Here is a 22,695-nt window from a genome sequence, read left to right as displayed (position 1 = left end):
GAGTGGCGGGCGAACCATACTAATAATTGGGGGAAACACACATGAGCACGAGCACCGAGGCGGGCATTATTGCGCCCCCGCCAACGTTCCTGTCCAAGGAACGCATCATCGCCAAGCCCGGTTTCAACCGCTGGCTGGTGCCACCGGCCGCACTGGCCATTCACCTGTGCATCGGCATGGCCTATGGCTTTTCGGTGTTTTGGCTACCGCTGTCCAAGGCCCTGGGTGTGACCGCGCCCGTAGCGTGCGCGCCGGACTTGAGCTTTATCGCCCAGGTGTTCTCGTCCCAGTGTGACTGGCCGATCTCGATGCTCGGCTGGATCTACACCCTGTTTTTCATCTTTCTCGGTTGTTCGGCGGCTATCTGGGGCGGCTGGCTGGAACATGCCGGGCCGCGCAAGGCCGGTGTGGTGTCGGCACTGTGCTGGTGTGGTGGCCTGTTGGTTTCCGCGCTGGGTATCTATACCCACCAGATCTGGCTGATGTGGCTCGGTTCCGGGGTGATCGGTGGGATCGGCCTGGGCCTGGGCTACATCTCCCCGGTGTCGACCCTGATCAAGTGGTTCCCGGACAAGCGCGGCATGGCCACCGGCATGGCGATCATGGGATTTGGTGGCGGGGCCATGGTCGGTGCGCCGCTGGCAGCCGCGTTGATGGGGCATTTCGCCTCGCCAGGCGGAGTCGGCGTCTGGCAGAGCTTCCTGGTGATGGCGGCGATTTACTTCGTGTTCATGATCGGCGGGGCGCTGTCGTACCGCGTGCCGCCGACCGGCTGGAAGCCTGAGGGCTGGACCCCGCCGGCGAAAAAAGTCGCCAACGCGATGATTACCTATCGTCACGTGCACGTGAATGTGGCGTGGAAAACCCCGCAGTTCCGCCTGGTATGGCTGGTGTTGTGCCTCAATGTATCGGCCGGGATCGGCATTCTCGGCATGGCCTCGCCGCTGCTGCAAGAAGTGTTTGGCGGCAAGTTGCTGGGTAACGATTTGGCATTCGGTCAACTGGACGCCGGGCAACTGGCCTCGATCGCGGCCATCGCCGCCGGTTTTACCGGGTTGCTGAGTCTGTTCAACATTGGCGGGCGGTTCTTCTGGGCGTCGTTCTCCGACTACCTGGGGCGCAAAAACACCTACTTTGTGTTCTTCGCCCTGGGTTTTGCCCTGTATGCGCTGATCCCGAACCTCGGGCATCTGGGCAACGTCTCGCTGTTCGTCGCCGCGTTCTGCATCATTTTGTCGATGTACGGCGGTGGTTTCGCCACGGTGCCGGCGTACCTGGCCGACCTGTTCGGCACCCAGATGGTCGGGGCGATCCACGGTCGCCTGCTGACGGCCTGGGCGGCAGCGGGCGTGCTTGGCCCGGTGCTGGTGAACTACCTGCGTGAGTATCAGTTGAGCATCGGCGTCGAGCGTGCAGCGGCCTATGACATCACCTTGTACATTCTCGCCGGCTTGCTGGTGCTGGGGTTCCTCTGCAACCTGCTGGTGCGTCCAGTGGCAGACAAGTACTTCATGACCGACGCCGAGCTCGCAGCAGAACAGGCCCTGGGGCACGACAAAGGCGCCGACAGCACTACGGTGCTGGAGTGGAAGGCGTCGTCGGCCAGCGTGCCGTTGGCCGTGGCGGCCTGGCTGGTGGTGGGGATTCCGCTGGCGTGGGGCGTGTGGGTGACCCTGCAGAAGACGGCAGTGCTGTTTCACTAGTCAACGCGCACTACCCGGCACACCGCGAACCCCGTCGGAGCAACGCTTGCTCGCGACAAACGGCAGCGCGGTGTGCCTGATACACCACGCTCGACAGCGCTCAGGTTCATACATGTCATGACAGGTATATCCCCGGCCACATTGGCTTCAACCGGTCAGGGATATCATTTGGCGTGTTTCTGTTTGCTGCCGCCGTGCCTATAATGGATGCCTTTTTCGCCCAATGATTTTGCGGAGCTGGTGATGGCCGAACGTATGGCGTCCGTCGAGCGCGACACTCTGGAAACCCAGATCAAAGCCTCGATCAACCTGGATGGCACCGGAAAGGCCCGATTTAATATCGGTGTACCTTTTCTTGAGCACATGCTGGACCAGATCGCCCGACACGGGCTGATCGACCTGGATATCGAGTGCAAGGGCGACCTGCATATCGACGACCACCACACCGTGGAAGACGTCGGTATCACCTTGGGGCAAGCCTTCAGCAAAGCCATCGGCGACAAGAAAGGCATCCGTCGCTACGGCCACGCCTATGTGCCGCTCGATGAAGCGCTGTCGCGCGTGGTGATCGACTTCTCCGGCCGTCCTGGCTTGCAGATGCATGTTCCCTATACCCGCGCAACCGTGGGTGGTTTTGACGTCGACCTGTTCCAGGAATTTTTCCAGGGATTCGTCAACCACGCCAACGTCAGCCTGCACATCGACAACCTGCGTGGCACCAACACCCACCACCAGATCGAAACCGTGTTCAAGGCTTTCGGCCGCGCCCTGCGCATGGCCGTCGAGCTCGATGAGCGCATGGCCGGGCAAATGCCTTCGACCAAGGGCGTTCTGTAATGCAGACGGTCGCGGTTATCGATTACGGCATGGGTAACCTGCACTCGGTGGCCAAGGCCCTCGAACACGTAGGTGCCGGCAAGGTGCTGATCACCAGCGATGCCAATGTGATTCGCGAAGCCGACCGGGTGGTTTTCCCCGGTGTTGGCGCGATTCGCGATTGCATGGCCGAGATCCGTCGCCTGGGCTTCGACTCGCTGGTGCGCGAAGTCAGCCAGGACCGTCCGTTCCTCGGCATTTGTGTCGGCATGCAAGCCCTGCTCGAACACAGTGAAGAGAATGACGGCGTCGACTGCATCGGCCTGTTTCCAGGTGCGGTGAAGTTCTTCGGCAAGGGCCTGCATGAAGACGGCGAACACCTGAAAGTCCCGCACATGGGCTGGAACGAAGTGCAACAGGTGGTGGATCACCCGCTGTGGCACAACATCCCGGACCTGGCGCGCTTCTATTTTGTGCACAGCTACTACATCGCCGCCGGTAACCCGCGGCAGGTGGTCGGTGGCGCTCACTACGGCGTCGACTTCGCCGCTGCGCTGGCCGAAGGCTCGCGTTTCGCGGTGCAGTTCCACCCTGAGAAGAGCCATACCCATGGCCTGCAATTGCTGCAGAACTTCGCGGCGTGGGATGGTCGCTGGTAAATGGCCGTGAAGAAGAAGCCGCCGATCCTGACCCTCACTCCTGAACAGGAGAACGAGGCCAATCACAAGATCAAGCGCTTCATGGAGGACCGCTTCGAACTGGACCTGGGTTCGTTCGAAGCGGGCGAAATCCTTGAGCTGTTTACCCGCGAAATTGCTCCGCACTATTACAACAGGGCGATTTTCGATGTGCAGACACACCTCAAAGAGAGGTTTGAAAGCATCGAAAGCGACCTGTGGGCGCTCGAGAAAAACTGATTTCCGAGCAATGCTGAAAAATCGAATTTGAAGGTTTGCCAGATGCTGATTATTCCCGCTATCGATCTCAAGGACGGTGCCTGTGTACGTCTGCGCCAGGGCCGCATGGAAGATTCCACAGTGTTCTCCGATGACCCGGTGAGCATGGCAGCCAAGTGGGTAGAGGGCGGTTGCCGTCGTCTGCATCTGGTCGACCTGAACGGCGCGTTCGAAGGCCAGCCGGTCAACGGCGAAGTAGTGACCGCCATCGCCAAGCGCTACCCGAACCTGCCGATCCAGATCGGCGGTGGCATCCGCTCGCTGGAAACCATCGAGCATTACGTCAAGGCAGGCGTGAGCTACGTGATCATCGGCACCAAGGCAGTCAAAGATCCGGCCTTCGTCGCCGAAGCCTGCCGCGCATTTGCGGGCAAGGTGATTGTTGGCCTGGACGCCAAGGACGGTTTTGTCGCCACTGACGGCTGGGCTGAAATCAGCACCGTGAACGTCATCGACCTGGCCAAGCAATTCGAATCCGATGGCGTGTCTGCCATCGTTTATACCGACATCGCCAAAGACGGCATGATGCAGGGTTGCAACGTGTCGTACACCGCTGCCCTGGCTGCGGCCACCCGGATTCCGGTAATTGCCTCCGGCGGTATCCACAACCTGGGTGACATCAAGTCGCTGCTCGACGCTCGCGCACCGGGCATCATCGGCGCCATCACCGGCCGGGCGATCTACGAAGGCACCCTCGACGTCGCCGAGGCGCAAGCCTTCTGCGACTCGTACCAAGGCTGAGGACTGACCATGGCGCTGGCCAAACGCATCATCCCTTGCCTGGACGTGGACAACGGCCGGGTCGTCAAAGGTGTGAAGTTCGAAAACATCCGTGACGCCGGCGACCCGGTGGAAATCGCTCGTCGCTACGACGAGCAGGGTGCCGACGAGATTACCTTTCTCGACATCACCGCCAGCGTCGATGGCCGCGACACTACTTTGCATACCGTCGAGCGCATGGCCAGCCAGGTGTTCATCCCGCTGACCGTGGGCGGTGGTGTACGCACCGTGCAAGACATTCGCAACCTGCTCAATGCCGGTGCGGACAAGGTCTCGATCAACACCGCGGCGGTGTTCAACCCGGAGTTCGTCGGCGAAGCCGCGCAGCATTTCGGCTCACAGTGCATCGTCGTGGCCATCGACGCGAAGAAAGTCTCCCTGCCGGGCGAAACCCCACGCTGGGAAATCTTCACCCATGGCGGGCGCAAACCCACCGGGCTGGATGCGGTGGAGTGGGCGAAGAAGATGGAAGGCCTGGGGGCCGGGGAAATCCTCCTGACCAGCATGGACCAGGACGGCATGAAAAACGGCTTCGACCTGGGCGTGACCCGCGCCATCAGTGATGCCCTGGGAATCCCGGTGATCGCTTCCGGCGGCGTCGGCAATCTGCAGCACTTGGCTGACGGTATCCTCGAAGGTCACGCCAGTGCAGTGTTGGCGGCCAGTATCTTTCACTTCGGCGAATACACCGTGCCGGAAGCGAAGGCCTACATGGCGGCGCGCGGGATTGTGGTTCGATAAAGGCCAGTGGACAGCATGGCGGGCTCAAGGCAAGCTTGGGCACGCCAATGGATTGCGGTAGCCGACATGCTCAGACGCCTTTTCCTCGTTCTTGCCAGTACTTCGTTACTGTTCTGCGGCGTGCTACGGGCCGCTGAAAAAACCGATATCGACCTGGTCTTGCTGACGGAAAACTTCCCGCCCTACAACATGGCGAAGAACGGCAAAAACTTCGCTCAGGACGAGAACATCAATGGCATCGCCGTGGACATCGTTCGCGAGATGTTAAAGCGGGCCAACATCACCTACAGCCTGACTCTGCGTTTCCCCTGGGAGCGAGTCTACAAACTCGCCCTGGAAAATCCCGGATACGGGGTGTTCGTCATGGCGCGCTTGCCCGACCGCGAAAACCTCTTCAAGTGGGTCGGCCCTATTGGTCCGGACGACTGGATCATGCTGGCCAAGGCCGACAGCAAAATCACCCTGCAGACCCTGGAAGATGCGCGCAAATACAAGATCGGCGCCTACAAGGGCGACGCCATCGCCGAGACATTGGCCAAGCAGGGACTCAAGCCGATCGTGGTGCTGCGCGATCAGGACAACGCGAAAAAACTGCTCAATGGCCAGATTGACCTGTGGGCCACCGGGGACCCTGCCGGGCGCTATCTGGCGCGCCAGGACGGGGTCACGGGCCTCAAGACGGTCCTGCGTTTCCACAGCGCGCAGTTGTATCTGGCGTTGAATAAAGACGTGCCGGATGAAACCGTCGCCAAGCTTCAGGCAGCGCTGGATCAGCTGCGCAAAGAAGGCGTGGTGGACGACATCATGGCGAAGTATCTGTAACCATCACTTCGATACCACCTGAGACGGAGCGGCTGGCGTCGCGCTCAAGTACACGGCACTTGTAAACACGTTATTCAATGTCGCCCTTGTCAGGTGCTGTTCCTCAGAACTGATGCCAATAATGCAGAGTGCATGTGTGCCGTTTTGTGGCCCGATTTCAGTATTGATGTAAGCGTCTTCAGTGCTGACAGCGGCGCTGTAATTGTCGGGCGCCTTGCAGTCCCTGGCGTTATGGACCGTTTTGTAGCGATAGAAGGGCACCTCGAGGGAGAACCTGAAATCCCACGTAGGCAATACGAGCTGTCCGTCCGCATTTTGTGTTCTATGAACGTATGACTTGAGATTCCAGGGCTCCGAGACAGTCAGTTCGACCGGTTCCAGGGAACAGTCCGCCCCATCGCTGGTGAAGACACCGTCAATAAAGCACTTGTGCAGAAAGTTGGCCGAGTAGCTGTAGTTGAAACGGGCTGCCTTGCAAGACGTCGAATGCTCACAACCAGGCGGTTCGGGTGTATTGCGCGAGACCGCGACTTTACTGACGATGCCGGTGATTTCATTGGTGCGGCGGTTCAGCATCGGGCTACCGGAGCTGCCAGCGTGAAGGTCGCAACTGTTTTTCATAGCCGAAGGGAACACCCCGGGGTGATCGATGAACGTTCCGGCGGTTTGTTCAGCACAGGCACTCAATCGAAGCCCTTGTTCGGTAAAGCCGCTCGGCGCGCCAATGTTAAGCGCATCCTGACTCTCGTAGGTTTGATGGGACGCCAGCTTGAGCGGGTTGACCCCGGCCTGTATCAGCGACGCCAATGTCGCGTCGACCTCCAGTACTGCAAGATCGGTCCCGACCAGACTGCTCCATCGGGCAGTTTGGATGGTGTATCGGCGCATACGCTGTGGCATGTCATGAAAGTAGTGGAAGGTGACGCTGGCCTTCAAAGGCAGATTGGTCCGCGCCGAACCGTACTGAAAGAACACGCAATGACCGCTGGTGAGCAGGTAAGCAGGGCCGCTGGCTTGGCCTTGTCTGTTACGCGTGTCCAGTAGAACGGCGCTGCAAGTCTCGCCCGATTGGAGACTGAGTCGTCCCACGCCGCTCCAGATTTCATAAAGATGTTCGCTGTTTTGCAGTGCCCTAGACGGTGAGTCGTTTACGGCGCCTTCGCCCAGATCGCGGGCCTGCACTGCGCAAATAGCTAACAAGCCGATCAGGCCCGCGAAGCTGAGGTAATTCATGTCCATTCCTTGGTGATGAAATTCAAGGTGAGCGCTCTCGCCGGCCCCCGGCGAGGTGCCGGCCGCAGTCCGGTTACTGTTCCGGCGGATATTCGCTCAAATGCAGTTTGTCGTAGTCCGAGTAACTGCCCTCGCTTGCCACTTGTGTGCCGTTGCTGCGTAGCAATTGGTAGTCAAACTGTGTGCGATAAACCGCGACGACGCGCTTCTTCGCAACGATGGTAACCACGTGTGTCGCCAGGGGGCCGATCAACCTGCTGTTCTGGGTGCCGACGGGGGAGAAACTGTTGCCCAGTTTTGCCGAGAACTCGACTGAAAAGGTCGGTGGCAGCGATATGGAAAATTCCGGCAACCTGGAGCTCCATTCCACTCCTACCTCGACAGAGGTCAGTCGAGAGAAGGTTTCGAGGCTTTCGGCGGTGGGTGCCTCATCGATCCATTTGAAGGTTTTTCCCGAGGAGCTGGTGTTATGGCCGTGGCCGATCAATACGTACTTCTCTTTTCTATGTAATAGGTAGTAGGGAGAAGTACGAAACTGCTCGAAGGCGCTCAGGTTGGGATCCTTGATCGCGAACCAGGGGAGCCGCGCAGTCTGGGTGACTGTGGCGGATTGGCTTGAGGTGGGGGGTTCGTATCCGGTCAGGGACGGAGGCACTGGCGAAGGTTCGGCTTTGAGCGAAATGCGCATGCGCAGTGCATGCGCGGCGGCGTGCGTTGCTGGTTTGGTATAGCTGTTGACGCCGACGAATGTGCCTGGCGCAAAATGAATCTCTCCTGCGGCCGCGACCGGTGGCAGGACACTCCACACGCTGAAGTCCTGCTTGGCGCGACTGCCCTTGTCGCTCCAGATCATTGTGTCGATGGATGCCGCCACGACAAGATCTGCCCGCACGCAACGCACGGAGTTGACTGAAGGTTTATCGAGACCGTCAGCGCACACCAACCCAAGTGCCACGTAGCCCTCAGGTGGTACGGGGCGCCATATTGAACAGTCCGTTTTGGCGCCTGAGCCCGTGTCTTTCCAGACCTGTTCAAAATCATCGGGCTTGCTCAGTGCCTTGCCCTGGTTAGCGCCAGCACTTGGCGGCTCGCCTTCGCAAACGACGGCCACTACTCTTCGATTATTGATGTTGTCGTGGCCGGATACGGCGAGGTCACCGAGTGGGAAAAAGCCTGGCAGCGAGTCAGGGGCAGGGCTGGGGCGCCAAAAGCCACCGGGTTTCGAGCGTGAGCCTTTGTTATCCCAGATCCGGAGAAATTCTGTCGTAAAGTTGATCAGCAGGTTTTCAACTTTGATTGATTCCATTGGCCTTGAGGGTGCCGCGTCATCTTCATGTGGGTTCATGGTCATTCCTGGTAATTGAAAGGCAGCCCAATTGGGCTGCGGGTTTCAATATCCAGAATTGGCTGAGACGCCTGGCGGTAACTATGTAGTGGCCCGCTGCTGGTTAGCGATAAATCCCATCTTTGCCATGGGCAGTCATGGCGCGATTGCCGCGCACGCTGATCATCTGCCGGATATCAATCCAGTCGATGCCCTGGGCCTTGAGCTTGGGCAGCTCGCGTTCCAGCACTGCCAGGGTCTGCGGGTAGGGATGGCCGATCATCACCGCCGAACCCTGTTTGCGCGCCAGGCTTATGGCGCTCTGCAGTTGGTTGTAGATCGCCGCTTCGGTGCGTTCGTCGTCGAGGAACACATCGCGTGAAGCGCTGGCCAGGCCGATCTTCTGTGCCTCGGCGGCGGCGACGGTCTGGGCGCTGGTGCGGCTGTCGACGAAAAGCTTGTGCCGGCGTTGCAGCTCGGCCATCAACCAGGCCATGGCCGGTCGCTGGGCGGTCATGCGGCTGCCCATGTGATTGTTGATGCCGGCGGTGAAGGGGACGGCCTTGAACGCAGCGTCCAGGCGCTTGCGCAGTTCTTCGACGGGCAGTTCGGGGTGCCAGGCGAACGGGCCGGTGGCTGGGTCCATGGGCATGTGCAGGATGACGATCTTGCCAGCGCGGTGGGCCTCGCGGGCAAATTCAGCGGCGTGGGGGGTGTCGGGCATGATCGCTGCGGTGACTGGTCCGGGCAGCGCCAGCACGCGGCGGTCCCGGGGCAGGTTCTGCCCCAGGTCATCGATGATCAGGCTCAGGTAGGCCTTGTGGGGTGGCGCCTGCCCGGGCGTTGCATGGGCAACGCCGGCCAGGCAGCACAGCAGGCCGAGGAGCAACCGCAGGCGCATCTCAGCGGCCGCGGGTAATGCTCAGGCCCTTGAGCAGGCTCAGCGCCTGGGCCAGTTGGTAGTCGTCGTCCTGTGGCATCGGCTTGGCCTTGCCGCCGGAGCCGCTTGGCTTGTCGGCGCCGCCGTTGCCATTGCCCAGGTGGCCTTGCAGGTCAGCTTCCTTGAAGTACTCGCTGTCCTGCTCGCTGGTGATCTTGGCCCGACGCACTTCGATGTCCGGAACGATGCCCTGGGCCTGGATCGAGCGCCCGTTCGGGGTGAAGTACAGTGCGGTGGTGATCTTCAGCGCGCGGTCGTTGTTCAGTGGCAACACGGTTTGCACCGAGCCCTTGCCGAAACTGGTGGTGCCCATCACGACTGCACGTTTCTGGTCCTGCAGGGCACCTGCGACAATTTCCGAGGCCGAGGCGCTGCCGCCGTTGATCAGCACCACCATCGGCACTGCTTCGCTTTCGTCCTTGCCGGTGGCCGAGAAGCGCAGTTCGGAGTTGGCGATCCGGCCCTTGGTGTAGACGATCAGGCCCTTGGTGATGAAGTGGTCGACCACTTCCACCGCCGATTGCAGGACACCGCCTGGGTTGTTGCGCAGGTCGAGCACGATGCCGCTGAGCTTCTTGCCGTTTTCCTTGCGCAGCTTGGCCAGGGCCTGGGAGACCTCTTCGCCGGTCTTGACCTGGAACTGGGTGATGCGGATGTAGCCGTAGCCCGACTCCAGCAACTGCGCCTTCACGCTCTTGACCTGGATGGTCGCGCGGGTCAGCGTCACGTCGAACGGCGAACCGCCGTCGCGGACCAGAGTCAGGGTGATTTTCTCGCCGATCTTGCCGCGCATCTTGTCCACGGCTTCGGTCATGCTCTGGCCGCGGGTAGGCTGGCCGTTGATCTTGACGATGAAGTCGCCCGCCTGGATGCCCGCCTTGGAGGCAGGGGTGTCGTCGATCGGCGACACCACCTTGATGAAGCCGTCTTCGGAGCCGACTTCGATGCCCAGGCCGCCAAACTCACCGCTGGTGCTTTCCTGCAGCTCGGCGAAGTCTTCCGGCCCCAGGTAGGCGGAGTGTGGGTCGAGGTTGCTGAGCATGCCCTTGATGGCGTTTTCCAGCAGGGTCTTGTCGTCCACTGGCTCGACATACGCGGCCTTGATCCGGTCCATGACCTCGGCAAAGGTACGCAACTCATCCAGCGGCAATGGCGCCTTGGTGGTCGCAGCCGAGGTCGACGAGGCCGGTTCAGCGGCAAACGCCAGGGGCGCACCGATCACCAGGGCGATCGTCAGGGCCAGCGAAGTGAGGCGGGACAAATGCAGCATGTCGAACGAACTCCTGAGTTAGATGGTGCGCTTATCCTTGCGCACGGCACCATTGTGCCGGATCACTCGGGTGACCCTGCTGACGAATAGCGAAATACAGCGCGGGCGTGTCCTGGCCGCCACTGTTACCGACAGTGGAGATGGACTCGCCGGCCTTGACCACGTCGCCAGCCGATTTGAGCAGCGTCTGATTGTGGCCGTACAAGCTCAAGAAACCGTTGCCGTGGTCGAGAATCACCAGCAAGCCGGCGCCCCGCAACCAGTCGGCGAACACCACGCGTCCGCCGTGCACGGCATGCACTTGGCTGCCAGCGGAGGCGCTGATCATCACGCCGTCCCACTTGGTGCGGGCATCGTCGCCGCGACTTTCACCAAAGCGGGCAAGCAATCGACCATCAACTGGCCAAGGAAGTTTTCCCCGCGTTGCAGAAAATGCCCCGCCGAAGGTTTCGCCAGCGCTGGAGACCAGGGCGCCGGGTGTCGGTCGGGTAATTTTGCGTGGGGCATCGGTCGGGGCGTCTGCCGCGGCCTGTGCCTCACGTAAACGCTTTTTTTCCGCTTCCTGCTGGGCGATCAGCGCTTTTTGCCGCGCTTCTTCTGCCTCCCGGGCCTGGCGTGCCAGGGTTTCCTCAATGGTTTTCAGGACTTTGGACAGATCGGCCTGGTCCTGCTCGCGAGCCTGCAGCTTCTGGTCGCGGTCCTTGACGTCCGTGTTGAGCTTGGCCAGCACTTGCTGGCGCTCCTTGCGGACCTTGTCCAGCTCGTCGCGCTGGCTGTCGAGGCTGCTTTTCTGGACCAGCAGTTGGGCTTGCTGCAGGGCGATGTCCTGCTCGACATTGGCCAGTTGGCGCAGGGTTTCGTTGAAGTTCTTCAACTGCTCCATGCGTGCCTGGCTGAGGTAGTCGTAATAAGTCAGGGTGCGGGCGAATTTCTCCGGGTTCTGCTGGTTGAGCAGCAGCTTGAGATATTCCTGGCGACCGTTCTGATAGGCCGCGCGGGCCTGGGTGGCAATCAGTTGTTGCTGTTCAGTGCGCGCGCTCTGGAGTTTTTTTTTCTCGGTATCGAGTCGCTGCAGCTCGGATTCGCTTTTCTTCAGCTCTTTTTGCAGGGCATCGACCTGCTTCTCGAGCTTGCCCATCTCGGTCTCGGTGCCCTTGAGGTCCTTCTGCACCCCGGACTTTTCTTCCTGCAGCTTGCCCAGCAGCTTTTTCAGCTCGGCAATATCCTGACGCGTGGCGTCCAACTGTTGTTGGGTTTGCGCGCGCTCGTCAGCCAAGGCCGGTTGGAGCAGGCAGGTCAGAGCTAGGGCTATCAGGACGCGGAGCATAGAGGCGGGCGACACCGGGGGAAAAAAGACAGCCTAGTATGCCCGGCAAGCGTTGCAAAAAAAACGCCCAATTAGGGCGGTGTGATAACTGGAGCAGAGTTACCTCTGAAAACACCCCAAAACCAATGTGGGAGCGAGCTTGCTCGCGATGGCGCCATAACATTCAACGTAGATGTTGACTGTCAGATTGCTATCGCGAGCAAGCTCGCTCCCACAGGGTTTGGCGGTGTTTGATGGGGCGGGTTACACCAGGATCGAGGTGCCGGTCATTTCGGCCGGTTGCTCAAGCCCCAGCAACATCAGCATGGTCGGCGCAACATCCGCCAGCACGCCGCCTTCGCGGACCTTGAGGTCGCGCTTGCCGAAGTAGATGAACGGTACCGGCTCGGTGGTGTGGGCGGTGTGGGCCTGGCCGGTGGATTCGTCGGCCATCTGCTCGACATTGCCGTGGTCGGCGGTGATCAGCGCCTCGCCACCGACTTTTTCCAGGGCTTCGACAATCCGGCCGACGCACAGGTCCAGGCACTCGACCGCTTTCACTGCAGCAGCAAACACGCCGCTGTGGCCGACCATGTCGCCGTTGGCGTAGTTGACCACGATCACGTCGTAACGCTGGTTCTCGATGGCCTCGACGATGCGGTCGGTGACCTCCGGCGCGCTCATCTCTGGCTGCAGGTCGTAGGTGGCGACTTTTGGCGAAGGGATCAGGATGCGTTCTTCACCCGGGAACGGTTCTTCGCGGCCGCCGGAGAAGAAGAAGGTCACGTGGGCGTATTTTTCGGTTTCGGCGATCCGCAGTTGGGTCTTGCCGTTTTTCGCCAGGTAGTCGCCCAACACGTTTTCCAGGCTGCCCGGGGCAAAGGCCGACGGTGCGGGGATGCTGGCGGCGTATTGGGTGAGCATGACAAAGCCGGCCAGTTTCGGCTGGCGGGCACGTTCGAACTCGCTGAAATTGTCCTCGACGAACACCCGGCTCAGCTCGCGCGCACGGTCGGCGCGAAAGTTCATGAACACCACGGCGTCGCCGTCTTCGACCTTGACCGGCTCGCCGATGGTGGTGGCCTTGACGAATTCGTCGCTCTCGCCACGCTCGTAGGCGGCTTGCAGGCCTTCCTGGGCGGTCGCGGCGTTGAATTCGCCGTTGCCGTCCACGATCAGGTTGTAAGCCTGGGAGACGCGGTCCCAGCGGTTGTCGCGGTCCATGGCGAAGTAACGGCCGATGAGGCTGGCGATCCGGCCTTTGCCCAGGGTCTTGAAGGCTTCATCCAGCAGTTCGATCGACGACTGGGCACTTTTCGGCGGCGTGTCGCGGCCATCGAGGAAAGCGTGCAGGTAGATCTTCTCGGCACCGCGCTTGAAGGCCAGTTCGGCCATGGCGATCAGGTGGTCCTGGTGGCTGTGCACGCCACCATCGGACAGCAGGCCCATGAAGTGCACGGCCTTGCCGGCGGCGACGGCCTTGTCCACGGCGGCGCAGATGGTCGGGTTGTCGAAGAACTCGCCGTCGCGGATCGCTTTGGTCACGCGGGTGAAGTCCTGATACACCACGCGGCCGGCGCCGAGGTTCATGTGGCCGACTTCCGAGTTGCCCATCTGGCCGTCCGGCAGGCCGACGTCCATGCCTGAACCCGAGATCAGGCCGTTCGGTACGGTGGCGCACAACCGGTCGAGGACAGGCTTGCGGGCCGCGAACACGGCGTTGGATTCTTCGCTCTCACTGTGACCGAAGCCGTCGAGAATCATCAGGACCAAAGGTTTAGGCGTGGTAGTCATAGATTCCACTCGTGGCTGAGTTAAAAAAGGGGCGATGAAAAAAGGGAGTGGCAGTTTAAAGCTAAGTTCCGGCGGCGTCACCGCCGGACGGGGTTTGGCCCACCATAGTGGCTGTGTATACTGGCCGACATTTTAACGCCCTGGAACCTCCTTCGATGGTTGCTCACCTGATTGAATTTGCCACTAACCACTATCTGCTCGTCGGTATCTTCGTCGTACTGCTGGCGTTGCTGATCGCTTATCAAATGCAGGGCGGCGGTCGCAGCCTGAGCACCGGTGAGCTGACCAGCCTGGTCAACAAGGACGCTGGTGTGGTGATCGACATCCGTGCGGCCAAGGATTTCGCCGCCGGTCACATCGTTGGCGCGCTGAATATTCCACACGACAAACTGACTGCCCGCGTCGGCGAGCTGGAAAAGCACAAGGCCAAGACCATTATCCTGGTCGATGCCATGGGCCAGACAGCCGGTACCCACGCGCGCGAACTGCTCAAGGCCGGCTTCACCGCCGCCAAGCTGTCCGGCGGGATCTCCAGCTGGAAGGGCGATAACCTGCCGCTGGTGAAGTGATATGGCCAGCGTCGTCGTCTACTCCAGCGATTACTGCCCTTATTGCTCGCGCGCCAAGTATCTGCTCGAAAACAAGGGCGTAGCCTTCGACGAGATCAAGGTCGATGGCAAGCCACAGGTGCGTGCCGAAATGGCCAGCAAGGCCGGGCGTACGTCCGTGCCGCAGATCTGGATTGGCAGCACCCATGTCGGTGGCTGTGATGATTTGTTTGCCCTGGACCGCGCTGGCAAGCTCGACGCGCTGCTCAAGGCCTAATTCCTTCCCTATAAGACCCAAGATCAGAAAGGATCTGAGATGACTGACCAACAGAACACTGCAGCTAGCGAAGAAGAAACCGCACCGCAATTCTCCTTGCAGCGCATCTACGTACGTGACCTGTCCTTCGAAGCCCCGAAAAGCCCGGCGATCTTCCGCCAGCAGTGGGAGCCGAGCGTCGGTCTGGACCTCAATACCCGTCAGAAAGTACTGGAAGACAACTTCCACGAAGTGGTGCTGACCCTGTCCGTGACCGTGAAGAACGGTGACGAAGTGGCCTTCATCGCCGAAGTCCAGCAGGCCGGTATCTTCCTGATCAAGAACCTCGACGAAGGTTCGATGAGCCACACCCTGGGCGCGTTCTGCCCGAACATCCTGTTCCCGTACGCTCGCGAAGCCCTGGACAGCCTGGTGACCCGTGGTTCGTTCCCGGCCCTGATGCTAGCCCCGGTCAACTTCGACGCGCTGTACGCGCAAGAAGTGCAACGCATGCAGCAGGACGGCGCTCAGACCGTTCAGTAAGCAGCGCGGCTGACAACATCGCGGGCAAGCCCGCTCCCACAGGATTGTGCAAAACCTGTGGGAGCGGGCTTGCCCGCGATTGTTTTGGCCTGGCGAAAAATCGCCGGTGGGTTATTTGAAGCCCAGCTGCCGCCAGCCTTCGTATACGGCGACCGCCACGGTATTGGACAGGTTCAGGCTGCGGCAGCCTTCGCGCATCGGCAGGCGCAGGCGTTGGCCGTCGGGCAGGGCGTCTAGCACCTCGGCCGGCAGGCCACGGCTTTCCGGGCCGAACAGGAACGCATCGCCCTCGGCGAAACTGGCGTCGTGAAACGGCCGCGAACCCTTGGTGGTGAATGCGAACAGGCGTGGATGGCCAAGGCTTTCCAGGCAGCTGGCAAGGTCGGCATGCCGTTGCAAGGTGGCATACTCGTGATAGTCGAGGCCGGCCCGACGCAGGCGCTTGTCATCCATCTCGAAGCCCAGTGGCTCGATCAAGTGCAGGTGGCAGCCGCTGTTGGCGCACAGCCTGATAACGTTGCCGGTATTCGGCGGAATTTCTGGTTGAAAAAGGATGACGTGAAACATGCACGGCTCCGAAGGTAAAGATGGACGGCATTCTACGCCGGAAGTGGATCGGCGATCGAAGCTATTGCCGCGGGTGATGGCCTCGCTGGCGATTGTCGGCCTGATGGTGGGGTTGATGATCGGTCGCCTGACCACCCCCGAGCCGACCGAGCTGCAGCAGGTCGAGGTCACCGGGGATGGCCTGGTGGTGTGGTTCAACCACGCGCCCAAGACCCATGGTGAACTGATCGACGGCAGCCTCGCGCTGCTGTTCGAGGCCCAGGGGCAGGCACAGAAAGGCCAGCTCAAGCTCAACGATAAGGATGTGAACTGGCGGGTGCGTTTGAGTGACAAGGGGTTGTTGCTGACGCTGGTGGCGGCCCGGCCGCTGAAGGGCGATTGGGCCGGCAGCGAGGTGGATGATCGCTGGCGGTTGGAGATCCATCTCCAGGAGCAATAAAAGAGGAATCCCCGGCCTGCCTGTACCAAGGACCCCGAAACGGCAGGGCTCACGCGTTGCGTCGTGAGCCCGGTGTAAAGAAGGAACCCCTGACCTGCCTGTATCAAGGGCCCCAAAACTGCTTGGGCTCGTCGCTTGTGCGGTGTGAGCCCGATGTAAAGAGGGGAATCCCCGGCCTGCCTGTACCAAGGTCCCCGAAACCGGGTAGTGAACTGAATCACTGAATGAACTATTGCAGGGGGCGTGCCAGGTTTTAACGAGTTGAAACAAAATGTTGTGTTGGGCGGCGAAAGCCCTGTATTTCGGGGCTTTGGTGTTTTTTTGATAGGGGTTTGATTGCAGGTGCAGGTGGGATTTCGGATCTGTTGCCGTGCGCGATCGCGGGTCACGGTGCTTTCAGTCGGTGCACGATTGCCCTGAAAGCATCGCGGGCGAGCCCGCTCCCACAGGATTGTGCAAAACCTGTGGGAGCGGAGCTTGCCCGCGAATGGATCTACAGGTCGGTGAAGGATCTAACCCTCATCCCCTTCATCATCGTCCCCACCATCAACTTTCATCCCCAGTTCCTTGATCTTGCGCGTCAGGGTATTACGCCCCCAACCCAGCAAAACCGCAGCATCGCGGCGGCGGCCGGCGGTGTGCTTGAGGGCGGTTTCGATCATGATGCGCTCGAACGCCGGCACCGCGCTGTCCAGCAGGCTCGACTGGCCACGAGCCAGCGCCTGGTCGGCCCATTGGCGCAGGGCCTGTTCCCAGTTGGTCACCGGTGCCGAGTCCTGCGGCAGGCTCAGCAACTCCGGCGGCAGGTCGCCGATGTGCACTTCACGCCCCGAAGCCATCACCGTGATCCAGCGGCAGGTGTTCTCCAGCTGGCGCACGTTGCCTGGCCACGGCAGGTTCTTCAGGTATTCCTCGGTTTCGCTTTTCAGCAGCTTTGGCTCCACCGCCAGCTCTTGTGCGGCGCGGGCCAGGAAGTGCTTGGCCAGGGTCGGAATGTCTTCGCGACGGTCCGACAGGCGTGGGATGTGGATGCGGATCACGTTCAAGCGGTGGAACAAGTCCTCACGGAACTTGCCGGCGTGGACCAGGGTTTCCAGGTTCTGGTGGGTCGCGGCGATGATGCGCACGTCGACCTTGACCGGTACATGGCCGCCGACCCGGTAAAACTCGCCGTCGGCCAGGACCCGCAGCAGGCGGGTCTGGGTGTCGGCCGGCATGTCGCCGATTTCATCGAGAAACAGCGTGCCGCCATCGGCTTGCTCAAAACGTCCACGGCGCAGGTTGGCGGCGCCGGTAAATGCACCTTTCTCGTGGCCGAACAGCTCGGACTCCATCAAATCCTTGGGGATCGCCGCCATGTTCAGGGCGATGAACGGCGAGGCCGCCCGTGGGCTGTGGCGGTGCAGGGCGTGGGCCACCAGCTCTTTACCGGTCCCGGACTCGCCGTTGATCAGCACGGTGATGTTGGAGTGGCTCAGGCGCCCGATGGCGCGAAACACTTCCTGCATCGCTGGCGCTTCGCCGATGATTTCCGGGGTACGGGTCAGGGCGACGGGCACTTCCAGGCCCTGTTGTTCCTGGGCGTGCTGGTTGGCGCGCTTGACCAATGACACCGCCTCGTCGACGTCGAACGGCTTGGGCAGGTACTCGAACGCGCCGCCCTGGTAGGACGCGACAGCGCTGTCCAGGTCGGAGTGCGCGGTCATGATAATCACCGGCAAGCGCGGGTGCTGTTCGCGAATCCGTGCCAGCAGATCCAGGCCACTGGCACCCGGCATGCGGATGTCAGAGATGATCACGTCCGGTTGCTGGCGCGCCAGGCGGCTCATCACGCCATCGGCGCTGTCGAAGCTCTGCGTGGTCATGCCTTCCTGCTGCAAGGCTTTTTCCAGGACCCAACGGATAGAACGGTCGTCATCGACGATCCACACGGTTTCACTACGGCTCATGTCGATGTGGCTCCTTGTTCCAGTGGCAGAAAGATCGAGAAGGTGGTGTGGCCTGGATGGCTGTCACATTCGATCAGGCCCTGGTGCTGGCTGATGATGTTCTGGGTTATGGCCAGGCCCAGCCCGGTACCGTCCGGACGGCCGCTGACCATGGGAAAGAAGATGGTTTCCTGCAGGTCTGCGGGAATCCCGGGGCCGTTGTCGATGATCTCGATCTTGGTCACCAGGCGATGGCGCACGTGGCCGATGGTGAACTGGCGCATGGCCCGCGAGCGCAGGGTGATGCGGCCCAGGCGCAGCTCGTTCTGGCTGCTGATGGCTTGCATCGCGTTGCGCACGATGTTGAGGACGGCCTGGATCATCTGTTCGCGGTCGATCAGCACGTCCGGGATGCTCGGGTCGTAGTCGCGCACCAGAGTGATGCAGCCTTGGCTTTCCGCTTCCACCAGGCTGCACACGCGCTCAAGAACTTCGTGGATGTTGCACATGGCCAGCGACGGCAGTTTGTTCGAGCCGAGCATGCGGTCGACGAGGTTTCGCAGGCGGTCGGCTTCTTCAATGATCACGTTGGTGTAATCGCGCAGGCTTTCTTCCGGCAGTTCGCGGGCGAGTAATTGCGCCGCGCCGCGAATTCCGCCGAGCGGATTCTTGATTTCATGAGCGAGGCCGCGCACCAGCATTTTGCTGGTTTCCTGCTTCGACAACTGCGCCTCTTCCTTGGTGATCCGCAGCAGGCGGTCACGGGGATGGACTTCCAGCAACAGCATGGTGGCGCCGTTGGCGAGAATGGGTGTTACCGCGTAGTCGACAGTCAGGGTCTGGCCAGTAAGGGCCGTCAGCATCGCTTCACGCTTGGTGAACGGGTGTGCCTGCTCGACTGCCTGGCGCAGGGAGTTCAGCGCTTCGGTGGACTCGGTGAACAACTCGCTGATGAACTGCCCATGGCTACGCTGACCGCTGATAGCCAGCAGCATCTCCGCTGCCGGGTTCATGTACTCAAGGCGCAGTTCGGCGTCGAGCAGAATGGTGGCGGTGGTGAGGTTGTCGAGTAGCAAACGGTGTAGTGCGTCGCTAATGGTCATCGGGACCTCTTCTGGGGCGGAGCGTGCGCAAGAAACAAGCGCTGATGCGGGGAAAATGCAAAAACCAAACCAAGGCTCCGAAAAGAAGCAATTAAGGCCTGAAACGGGCGTTTGACGCTCGTTTGCGTGGCGTTTTGCCAGCTTTCGCGGGTACTTTCGAACCAAAATGGGTTGCGATGTGGGAATGGTGCAACCTATTGCACCAATATAGTGCGCAAAGCTGAACGACGTTAGAACAAACGCAGGAAGGGATTTTTTTCTTCTTCCGGTTTGTCTTCGAGGGGACATTCCGGCCGTTGGCCGTAGTCGGCGAGGGTGCAGGGCTTGACCCTGCGTTGTTGCGCGAGTGAGGTGCGCAGCATGTGGAAGGGCTGATTGGCCGTGCGTTCGATGGTGCGGCCTTGTTCGTCGAGGATTTCCACTGACAGGTTGTGGCTGCCGCGATCGATATTGGTCAGGGGGAAACCGGGCTCGGGCCGGGTTCGGCTGTGGGTTGGCCGTCGAGCAGCAGGCGGTAGCGATGACCCGGTTGCAGACCGGGTTCATTGGTGACGCTGACGATAATATCGCCGGCATTGCTGCGGATCGTCGCGTCTGGCTCCGGCACCAGAATGCGCAGCAAGTCGTAGTGAAACAGCGGCAATTCTTCGGGCGGGTTCGCTGCCATCAACGCCCACAACCTCATGGTTTATGAACTCTTTGCACGGTGAACGTCACGCTCGGACTTTGCTGAAGGACGTCCTCTTCATTGATCACCTGCACCGCCAGGCTGTGTTCACCCCGGTCGATGTTCGCCAGTTGCAGGATCGGCACGTTGCTGGGTTGACCGTAGGGTTGACCGTCCAGCAGCAGCCTCAACACATGCGGCGCTTGCAAGCGGGGCTTGATCAGCACGCTGACGGTGAAAGTGCCGTTGTTGGCGCGCAAGGCCTCGTCGGTGGGCAGGCCGGTCAGCTGTAGCAGCTCGTAGGCGCTGCGAGGCTGTTTGCTGCTGTTGGCGTCGGTAGACATGGTGGGAGGTGGCGGGCGTTCCACGCTATTGAGCGGCGGCAGTTCAACCGGCTGCGCCTTGACGCCATCGGGCGGTTGATTGCTGTAGGCGGTGTTGCCGTCGGCGTCGGTGTACTTATAGATCTGCGCTGCGGCGGGAAGGGCGATCAACAGACAAATAAATAGAAAACCACGACCCATGAAATCGACCAGAAACTAAAACGTTGAGTGGGAGCATAGGCGACGGGTACTGGCTCGGCATAGATTGCTGCATCCCGATGTTGATGTCAGCGCCGATCAGCTGATCCGGAAGCGCTCAGGCAAGGACCGATCACCTTGCGCAATCCGCTGTCGTCCTGCGGCAGAACAAACGTGGCGACCAATGGGAGGTCACCTTCTATGGCTGAAGGTAGTGTCATGTTGATCGGTTGGCCTCGAGTAGTTTCTGTTGTCCATTCATTCAGCTCCCGGTGATTGGTTGACTCGAACAATGAAAAAACGAAATCGCCCTTTCGCGCTTGTTCCGCCGTGTAAAAGCCGTTAACCGCGTAGTCGAGGGGCGCACTCTTGCCGGTTGTGAGGCTTAGCGGCCCTGTGGATACGGCATCGGGGCCGTGAAAGGGTTCAGGATTGAAACCTAATTGAGCCGTTGATGTGTATAGCGAGATGTCGGCGCGTCGCGGGGATGGGAAGCAGGTGACTTGCAGTATGGCAGGGCTGGTCCTGTCGCCATGGCTTGCCTCTCCTTTCAGTCGGGCGCTGGCGATGGGGTTGTACGGGTCCGGTTGCTCCAGGTACCAGCCTGCCTCTTGAAATCGGGTGGTTGATGAGAGGCTGTCTGCTGCCTGGACGCAAGCAGAGAAGCTGAACATCAAGACGAATGGGAAAGCTTTATTGCAGGGGAAGTTCATCGTGAATCCGCCAAGGAGGAGCAATGCAGCGGATAGTAACGAGTGGTGCGTCTGCAGCCAGTCGTGTTTGTGTAAGTTATTGTTTTGATGAAGGCGCTTTTTAGTCGTATCCATCCGAATTATTTTTCTCGGAAAACAGAAAAGGCCTCCCGAAGGAGGCCTCTTTTTTGTCACGCCGCGTGCCGCAGCGCTACCGGATCAGCAGCTGTAGTACAGCTCGTATTCCAGTGGGTGTACGAAGGTCCGAACCTTGATTTCTTCTTCGCTTTTCAGAGCGATGTAAGCGTCGATGAAGTCATCGGAGAACACGCCGCCTTTGGTCAGGAACGCGCGACCTTTGTCCAGCTCTTCCAGGGCTTCTTTCAGGCTGCCGCAAACTTGTGGGATCTCTTTCGCCTCTTCAGGCGGCAGGTCGTACAGGTTTTTGTCAGCAGCGTCGCCAGGGTGGATCTTGTTCTGGATGCCGTCCAGGCCAGCCATCAGCAGTGCGGCGAAGCACAGGTACGGGTTGGCAGCCGGATCCGGGAAGCGAGCTTCGATACGGCGAGCGCGTGGGCTGGACACGTAAGGAATACGGATCGAAGCGGAGCGGTTGCGAGCCGAGTAGGCCAGCATCACTGGTGCTTCGAAACCTGGTACCAGACGCTTGTAGGAGTTGGTCGCCGGGTTGGTGAAGCCGTTCAGGGCCTTACCGTGCTTGATGATACCGCCGATGAAGTACAGGGCGGTGTCGGACAGGCCGGCATAACCTTCGCCAGCGAAGGTGTTCTTGCCATCTTTGGCGATGGACAGGTGAACGTGCATACCCGAGCCGTTGTCGCCGTACAGAGGCTTAGGCATGAAGGTAGCGGTGCGGCCGAAAGCTACAGCCACGTTGTGTACGCAGTACTTGAGAGTCTGAACTTCGTCAGCCTTGGCAACCAGGGTGTTGAACTTCACACCGATTTCGTTCTGGCCGGCAGTCGCCACTTCGTGGTGGTGAACTTCGATGGTCAGGCCCATCTCTTCCATGGCGTTGCACATGGAGGTACGGATTTCGTGGTCGTGGTCGAACGGTGGAACCGGGAAGTAGCCGCCCTTGATACCTGGACGGTGGCCATGGTTGCCGCCTTCCACGTCCTGGTCGGACATCCACGAACCTTGTTCGGAGTAGATCTTGAACATCGAACCGGAGATATCGGACTTGAACTTGACCTGGTCGAAGATGAAGAACTCAGGCTCAGGACCGACGAATACGGTGTCACCGATAGCGGTGGACTTCAGGTAGTCCTCGGCACGCTTGGCGATCGCACGTGGGTCGCGGTCGTAGCCTTGCATGGTCGAAGGGTCGATCACGTTGCAGACGATGATCAGGGTTGGGTCTTCGGTGAACGGATCGAGGACAGCGGTGCTGTCGTCCGGCATCAGGATCATGTCGGAAGCTTCGATGCCTTTCCAGCCAGCGATGGAGGAACCGTCGAACATTTTGCCTTCTTCGAAGAAAGCATCATCCAGCGCATCGCGAGCCGGCATGGTCACGTGGTGCTGAGTGCCCTTGGTATCTGTGAAGCGCAGATCAATCCATTTGACGTCATGATCTTTGATGAGTTGAACCGACTTCGACATAGTGTCCTCCGGGTGGCTTCGGGCTTGAGTAGTGGATGCCCTTAGAATGTGGGTGATGCCGGCGCGAATACTCTGCCAAGGCAACCTGCCTCACAAGGGAGCAAATTGCATGCCAGTGCC

The 22,695-nt window shown here is 60.3% G+C and carries 23 protein-coding genes and 1 pseudogene; 11 read left to right on the top strand and 13 right to left on the bottom strand.

Annotation, left to right across the window (positions count from 1 at the left end; translation table 11 throughout):
* Positions 1-41: 41 nt before the first annotated feature.
* The 7 genes from CKW24_RS09635 to CKW24_RS09605 all read left to right on the top strand — a co-directional run bounded on the left by CKW24_RS09635 (position 42) and on the right by CKW24_RS09605 (position 5,818).
* Complete coding sequence (locus tag CKW24_RS09635; RefSeq protein ID WP_095167378.1) at positions 42-1,703, top strand: OFA family MFS transporter; 1,662 nt, start codon at positions 42-44, stop codon at positions 1,701-1,703.
* Between the two features lie 243 nt (positions 1,704-1,946).
* Complete coding sequence (hisB, locus tag CKW24_RS09630; protein ID WP_095167520.1) at positions 1,947-2,540, top strand: imidazoleglycerol-phosphate dehydratase HisB; 594 nt, start codon at positions 1,947-1,949, stop codon at positions 2,538-2,540.
* On the top strand, positions 2,540-3,178 hold the full coding sequence (gene hisH, locus CKW24_RS09625; RefSeq protein WP_095167376.1) for an imidazole glycerol phosphate synthase subunit HisH: 639 nt from the start codon (positions 2,540-2,542) through the stop codon (positions 3,176-3,178). Before hisB ends, hisH begins: the two co-directional genes overlap by 1 nt.
* On the top strand, positions 3,179-3,436 hold the full coding sequence (locus CKW24_RS09620; protein WP_095167374.1) for a DUF2164 domain-containing protein: 258 nt from the start codon (positions 3,179-3,181) through the stop codon (positions 3,434-3,436).
* A 42-nt stretch (positions 3,437-3,478) separates the two neighbouring features.
* A complete protein-coding gene (gene hisA, locus CKW24_RS09615) occupies positions 3,479-4,216 on the top strand; it encodes a 1-(5-phosphoribosyl)-5-[(5-phosphoribosylamino)methylideneamino]imidazole-4-carboxamide isomerase (RefSeq protein ID WP_095167373.1) in 738 nt (245 codons plus the stop codon).
* A 9-nt stretch (positions 4,217-4,225) separates the two neighbouring features.
* A complete protein-coding gene (gene hisF / locus CKW24_RS09610) occupies positions 4,226-4,996 on the top strand; it encodes an imidazole glycerol phosphate synthase subunit HisF (protein ID WP_017126987.1) in 771 nt (256 codons plus the stop codon).
* A 66-nt stretch (positions 4,997-5,062) separates the two neighbouring features.
* Positions 5,063-5,818, top strand: coding sequence for an ABC transporter substrate-binding protein (locus CKW24_RS09605; RefSeq protein ID WP_095167371.1), 756 nt, complete (start codon positions 5,063-5,065; stop codon positions 5,816-5,818).
* Positions 5,819-5,821: 3 nt separating this feature from the next.
* Here the strand turns inward: CKW24_RS09605 and CKW24_RS09600 are convergent, their stop codons facing one another.
* The 6 genes from CKW24_RS09600 to gpmI all read right to left on the bottom strand — a co-directional run bounded on the left by CKW24_RS09600 (position 5,822) and on the right by gpmI (position 13,685).
* Positions 5,822-7,051, bottom strand: a complete 1,230-nt coding sequence (locus CKW24_RS09600) for a serine protease (protein WP_095167369.1) — start codon at positions 7,049-7,051, stop codon at positions 5,822-5,824.
* Between the two features lie 73 nt (positions 7,052-7,124).
* Positions 7,125-8,396 carry a Vps62-related protein gene (locus CKW24_RS09595; protein WP_159987276.1) on the bottom strand — a complete coding sequence of 424 codons (1,272 nt, stop codon included), beginning with the start codon at positions 8,394-8,396 and terminating at the stop codon, positions 7,125-7,127.
* 103 nt (positions 8,397-8,499) lie between these two features.
* On the bottom strand, positions 8,500-9,276 hold the full coding sequence (locus CKW24_RS09590; RefSeq protein ID WP_095167365.1) for a divergent polysaccharide deacetylase family protein: 777 nt from the start codon (positions 9,274-9,276) through the stop codon (positions 8,500-8,502).
* A gap of 1 nt (position 9,277) precedes the next feature.
* On the bottom strand, positions 9,278-10,585 hold the full coding sequence (locus CKW24_RS09585) for a S41 family peptidase (RefSeq protein ID WP_095167363.1): 1,308 nt from the start codon (positions 10,583-10,585) through the stop codon (positions 9,278-9,280).
* 31 nt (positions 10,586-10,616) lie between these two features.
* Positions 10,617-11,912 carry a murein hydrolase activator EnvC gene (locus tag CKW24_RS09580; RefSeq protein WP_095167361.1) on the bottom strand — a complete coding sequence of 432 codons (1,296 nt, stop codon included), beginning with the start codon at positions 11,910-11,912 and terminating at the stop codon, positions 10,617-10,619.
* Positions 11,913-12,155: 243 nt separating this feature from the next.
* Positions 12,156-13,685: a 2,3-bisphosphoglycerate-independent phosphoglycerate mutase gene (gpmI, locus tag CKW24_RS09575; RefSeq protein ID WP_095167359.1), complete on the bottom strand. Its 1,530-nt coding sequence runs from the start codon at positions 13,683-13,685 to the stop codon at positions 12,156-12,158.
* A 155-nt stretch (positions 13,686-13,840) separates the two neighbouring features.
* On the opposite strand from gpmI, the gene CKW24_RS09570 reads away from it, so the two are divergent.
* The 3 genes from CKW24_RS09570 to secB are packed head-to-tail and all read left to right on the top strand — an operon-like array spanning position 13,841 to position 15,032.
* The gene (locus tag CKW24_RS09570) at positions 13,841-14,254 is read left to right on the top strand and encodes a rhodanese-like domain-containing protein (protein WP_095167357.1); all 414 of its coding nucleotides are present in this window, start codon (positions 13,841-13,843) and stop codon (positions 14,252-14,254) included.
* Position 14,255: 1 nt separating this feature from the next.
* On the top strand, positions 14,256-14,510 hold the full coding sequence (grxC, locus tag CKW24_RS09565) for a glutaredoxin 3 (RefSeq protein WP_095167355.1): 255 nt from the start codon (positions 14,256-14,258) through the stop codon (positions 14,508-14,510).
* 39 nt (positions 14,511-14,549) lie between these two features.
* Positions 14,550-15,032: a protein-export chaperone SecB gene (gene secB / locus CKW24_RS09560; RefSeq protein ID WP_095167353.1), complete on the top strand. Its 483-nt coding sequence runs from the start codon at positions 14,550-14,552 to the stop codon at positions 15,030-15,032.
* 111 nt (positions 15,033-15,143) lie between these two features.
* Here the strand turns inward: secB and CKW24_RS09555 are convergent, their stop codons facing one another.
* Positions 15,144-15,599, bottom strand: coding sequence for a tRNA (cytidine(34)-2'-O)-methyltransferase (locus CKW24_RS09555; protein WP_032862277.1), 456 nt, complete (start codon positions 15,597-15,599; stop codon positions 15,144-15,146).
* Between CKW24_RS09555 and CKW24_RS09550 the strand changes: the two genes are divergently transcribed.
* Positions 15,598-16,038 (top strand): hypothetical protein, encoded by a 441-nt coding sequence (locus CKW24_RS09550; protein WP_095167351.1) that lies wholly within the window; start codon positions 15,598-15,600, stop codon positions 16,036-16,038. The genes CKW24_RS09555 and CKW24_RS09550 overlap by 2 nt on opposite strands.
* Before the next feature lie 512 nt (positions 16,039-16,550).
* Here CKW24_RS09550 and ntrC read toward each other — a convergent pair.
* From ntrC to glnA, 6 genes and pseudogenes are all read right to left on the bottom strand, one after another.
* Entirely contained in the window at positions 16,551-17,987 is a 1,437-nt protein-coding gene (ntrC, locus tag CKW24_RS09545) for a nitrogen regulation protein NR(I) (protein WP_095167349.1), read from the bottom strand.
* Positions 17,984-19,069 (bottom strand): nitrogen regulation protein NR(II), encoded by a 1,086-nt coding sequence (gene glnL / locus CKW24_RS09540; protein WP_095167348.1) that lies wholly within the window; start codon positions 19,067-19,069, stop codon positions 17,984-17,986. The genes ntrC and glnL overlap by 4 nt, the downstream gene beginning before the upstream one ends.
* A 230-nt stretch (positions 19,070-19,299) precedes the next feature.
* A pseudogene (locus tag CKW24_RS09535) lies at positions 19,300-19,715 on the bottom strand (penicillin-binding protein); the annotation flags it as partial.
* Between the two features lie 35 nt (positions 19,716-19,750).
* Entirely contained in the window at positions 19,751-20,260 is a 510-nt protein-coding gene (locus tag CKW24_RS09530; protein WP_095167347.1) for a DUF4124 domain-containing protein, read from the bottom strand.
* 86 nt (positions 20,261-20,346) lie between these two features.
* Positions 20,347-21,084, bottom strand: coding sequence for a hypothetical protein (locus tag CKW24_RS09525; RefSeq protein ID WP_256585438.1), 738 nt, complete (start codon positions 21,082-21,084; stop codon positions 20,347-20,349).
* Between the two features lie 84 nt (positions 21,085-21,168).
* Positions 21,169-22,575, bottom strand: a complete 1,407-nt coding sequence (glnA, locus tag CKW24_RS09520; RefSeq protein ID WP_095167345.1) for a type I glutamate--ammonia ligase — start codon at positions 22,573-22,575, stop codon at positions 21,169-21,171.
* Positions 22,576-22,695: the final 120 nt, after the last annotated feature.

The organism is Pseudomonas sp. Irchel 3H3 (assembly GCF_900187635.1).
GTDB lineage: Bacteria > Pseudomonadota > Gammaproteobacteria > Pseudomonadales > Pseudomonadaceae > Aquipseudomonas.
Note: the sequence above shows the minus strand (reverse complement) of the source record. Positions and strands in the feature narration are given on the sequence as shown.

Bases quoted from the DNA above. Each gene is read 5' to 3' on its own strand.
- CKW24_RS09570 (WP_095167357.1), top strand. From the start codon at position 13,841: ATGGTTGCTCACCTGATTGAATTTGCCACTAACCACTATCTGCTCGTC.
- CKW24_RS09585 (WP_095167363.1), bottom strand. From the start codon at position 10,585: ATGCTGCATTTGTCCCGCCTCACTTCGCTGGCCCTGACGATCGCCCTG.
- CKW24_RS09530 (WP_095167347.1), bottom strand. From the start codon at position 20,260: ATGGGTCGTGGTTTTCTATTTATTTGTCTGTTGATCGCCCTTCCCGCC.
- ntrC (WP_095167349.1), bottom strand. From the start codon at position 17,987: ATGAGCCGTAGTGAAACCGTGTGGATCGTCGATGACGACCGTTCTATC.
- gpmI (WP_095167359.1), bottom strand. From the start codon at position 13,685: ATGACTACCACGCCTAAACCTTTGGTCCTGATGATTCTCGACGGCTTC.
- hisF (WP_017126987.1), top strand. From the start codon at position 4,226: ATGGCGCTGGCCAAACGCATCATCCCTTGCCTGGACGTGGACAACGGC.
- CKW24_RS09605 (WP_095167371.1), top strand. From the start codon at position 5,063: ATGCTCAGACGCCTTTTCCTCGTTCTTGCCAGTACTTCGTTACTGTTC.
- CKW24_RS09525 (WP_256585438.1), bottom strand. From the start codon at position 21,084: ATGGATACGACTAAAAAGCGCCTTCATCAAAACAATAACTTACACAAA.
- CKW24_RS09555 (WP_032862277.1), bottom strand. From the start codon at position 15,599: ATGTTTCACGTCATCCTTTTTCAACCAGAAATTCCGCCGAATACCGGC.
- grxC (WP_095167355.1), top strand. From the start codon at position 14,256: ATGGCCAGCGTCGTCGTCTACTCCAGCGATTACTGCCCTTATTGCTCG.
- hisB (WP_095167520.1), top strand. From the start codon at position 1,947: ATGGCCGAACGTATGGCGTCCGTCGAGCGCGACACTCTGGAAACCCAG.
- CKW24_RS09550 (WP_095167351.1), top strand. From the start codon at position 15,598: ATGCACGGCTCCGAAGGTAAAGATGGACGGCATTCTACGCCGGAAGTG.
- CKW24_RS09600 (WP_095167369.1), bottom strand. From the start codon at position 7,051: ATGAATTACCTCAGCTTCGCGGGCCTGATCGGCTTGTTAGCTATTTGC.
- CKW24_RS09580 (WP_095167361.1), bottom strand. From the start codon at position 11,912: ATGCTCCGCGTCCTGATAGCCCTAGCTCTGACCTGCCTGCTCCAACCG.
- glnA (WP_095167345.1), bottom strand. From the start codon at position 22,575: ATGTCGAAGTCGGTTCAACTCATCAAAGATCATGACGTCAAATGGATT.
- secB (WP_095167353.1), top strand. From the start codon at position 14,550: ATGACTGACCAACAGAACACTGCAGCTAGCGAAGAAGAAACCGCACCG.
- glnL (WP_095167348.1), bottom strand. From the start codon at position 19,069: ATGACCATTAGCGACGCACTACACCGTTTGCTACTCGACAACCTCACC.
- hisA (WP_095167373.1), top strand. From the start codon at position 3,479: ATGCTGATTATTCCCGCTATCGATCTCAAGGACGGTGCCTGTGTACGT.
- hisH (WP_095167376.1), top strand. From the start codon at position 2,540: ATGCAGACGGTCGCGGTTATCGATTACGGCATGGGTAACCTGCACTCG.
- CKW24_RS09635 (WP_095167378.1), top strand. From the start codon at position 42: ATGAGCACGAGCACCGAGGCGGGCATTATTGCGCCCCCGCCAACGTTC.
- CKW24_RS09620 (WP_095167374.1), top strand. From the start codon at position 3,179: ATGGCCGTGAAGAAGAAGCCGCCGATCCTGACCCTCACTCCTGAACAG.
- CKW24_RS09590 (WP_095167365.1), bottom strand. From the start codon at position 9,276: ATGCGCCTGCGGTTGCTCCTCGGCCTGCTGTGCTGCCTGGCCGGCGTT.
- CKW24_RS09595 (WP_159987276.1), bottom strand. From the start codon at position 8,396: ATGAACCCACATGAAGATGACGCGGCACCCTCAAGGCCAATGGAATCA.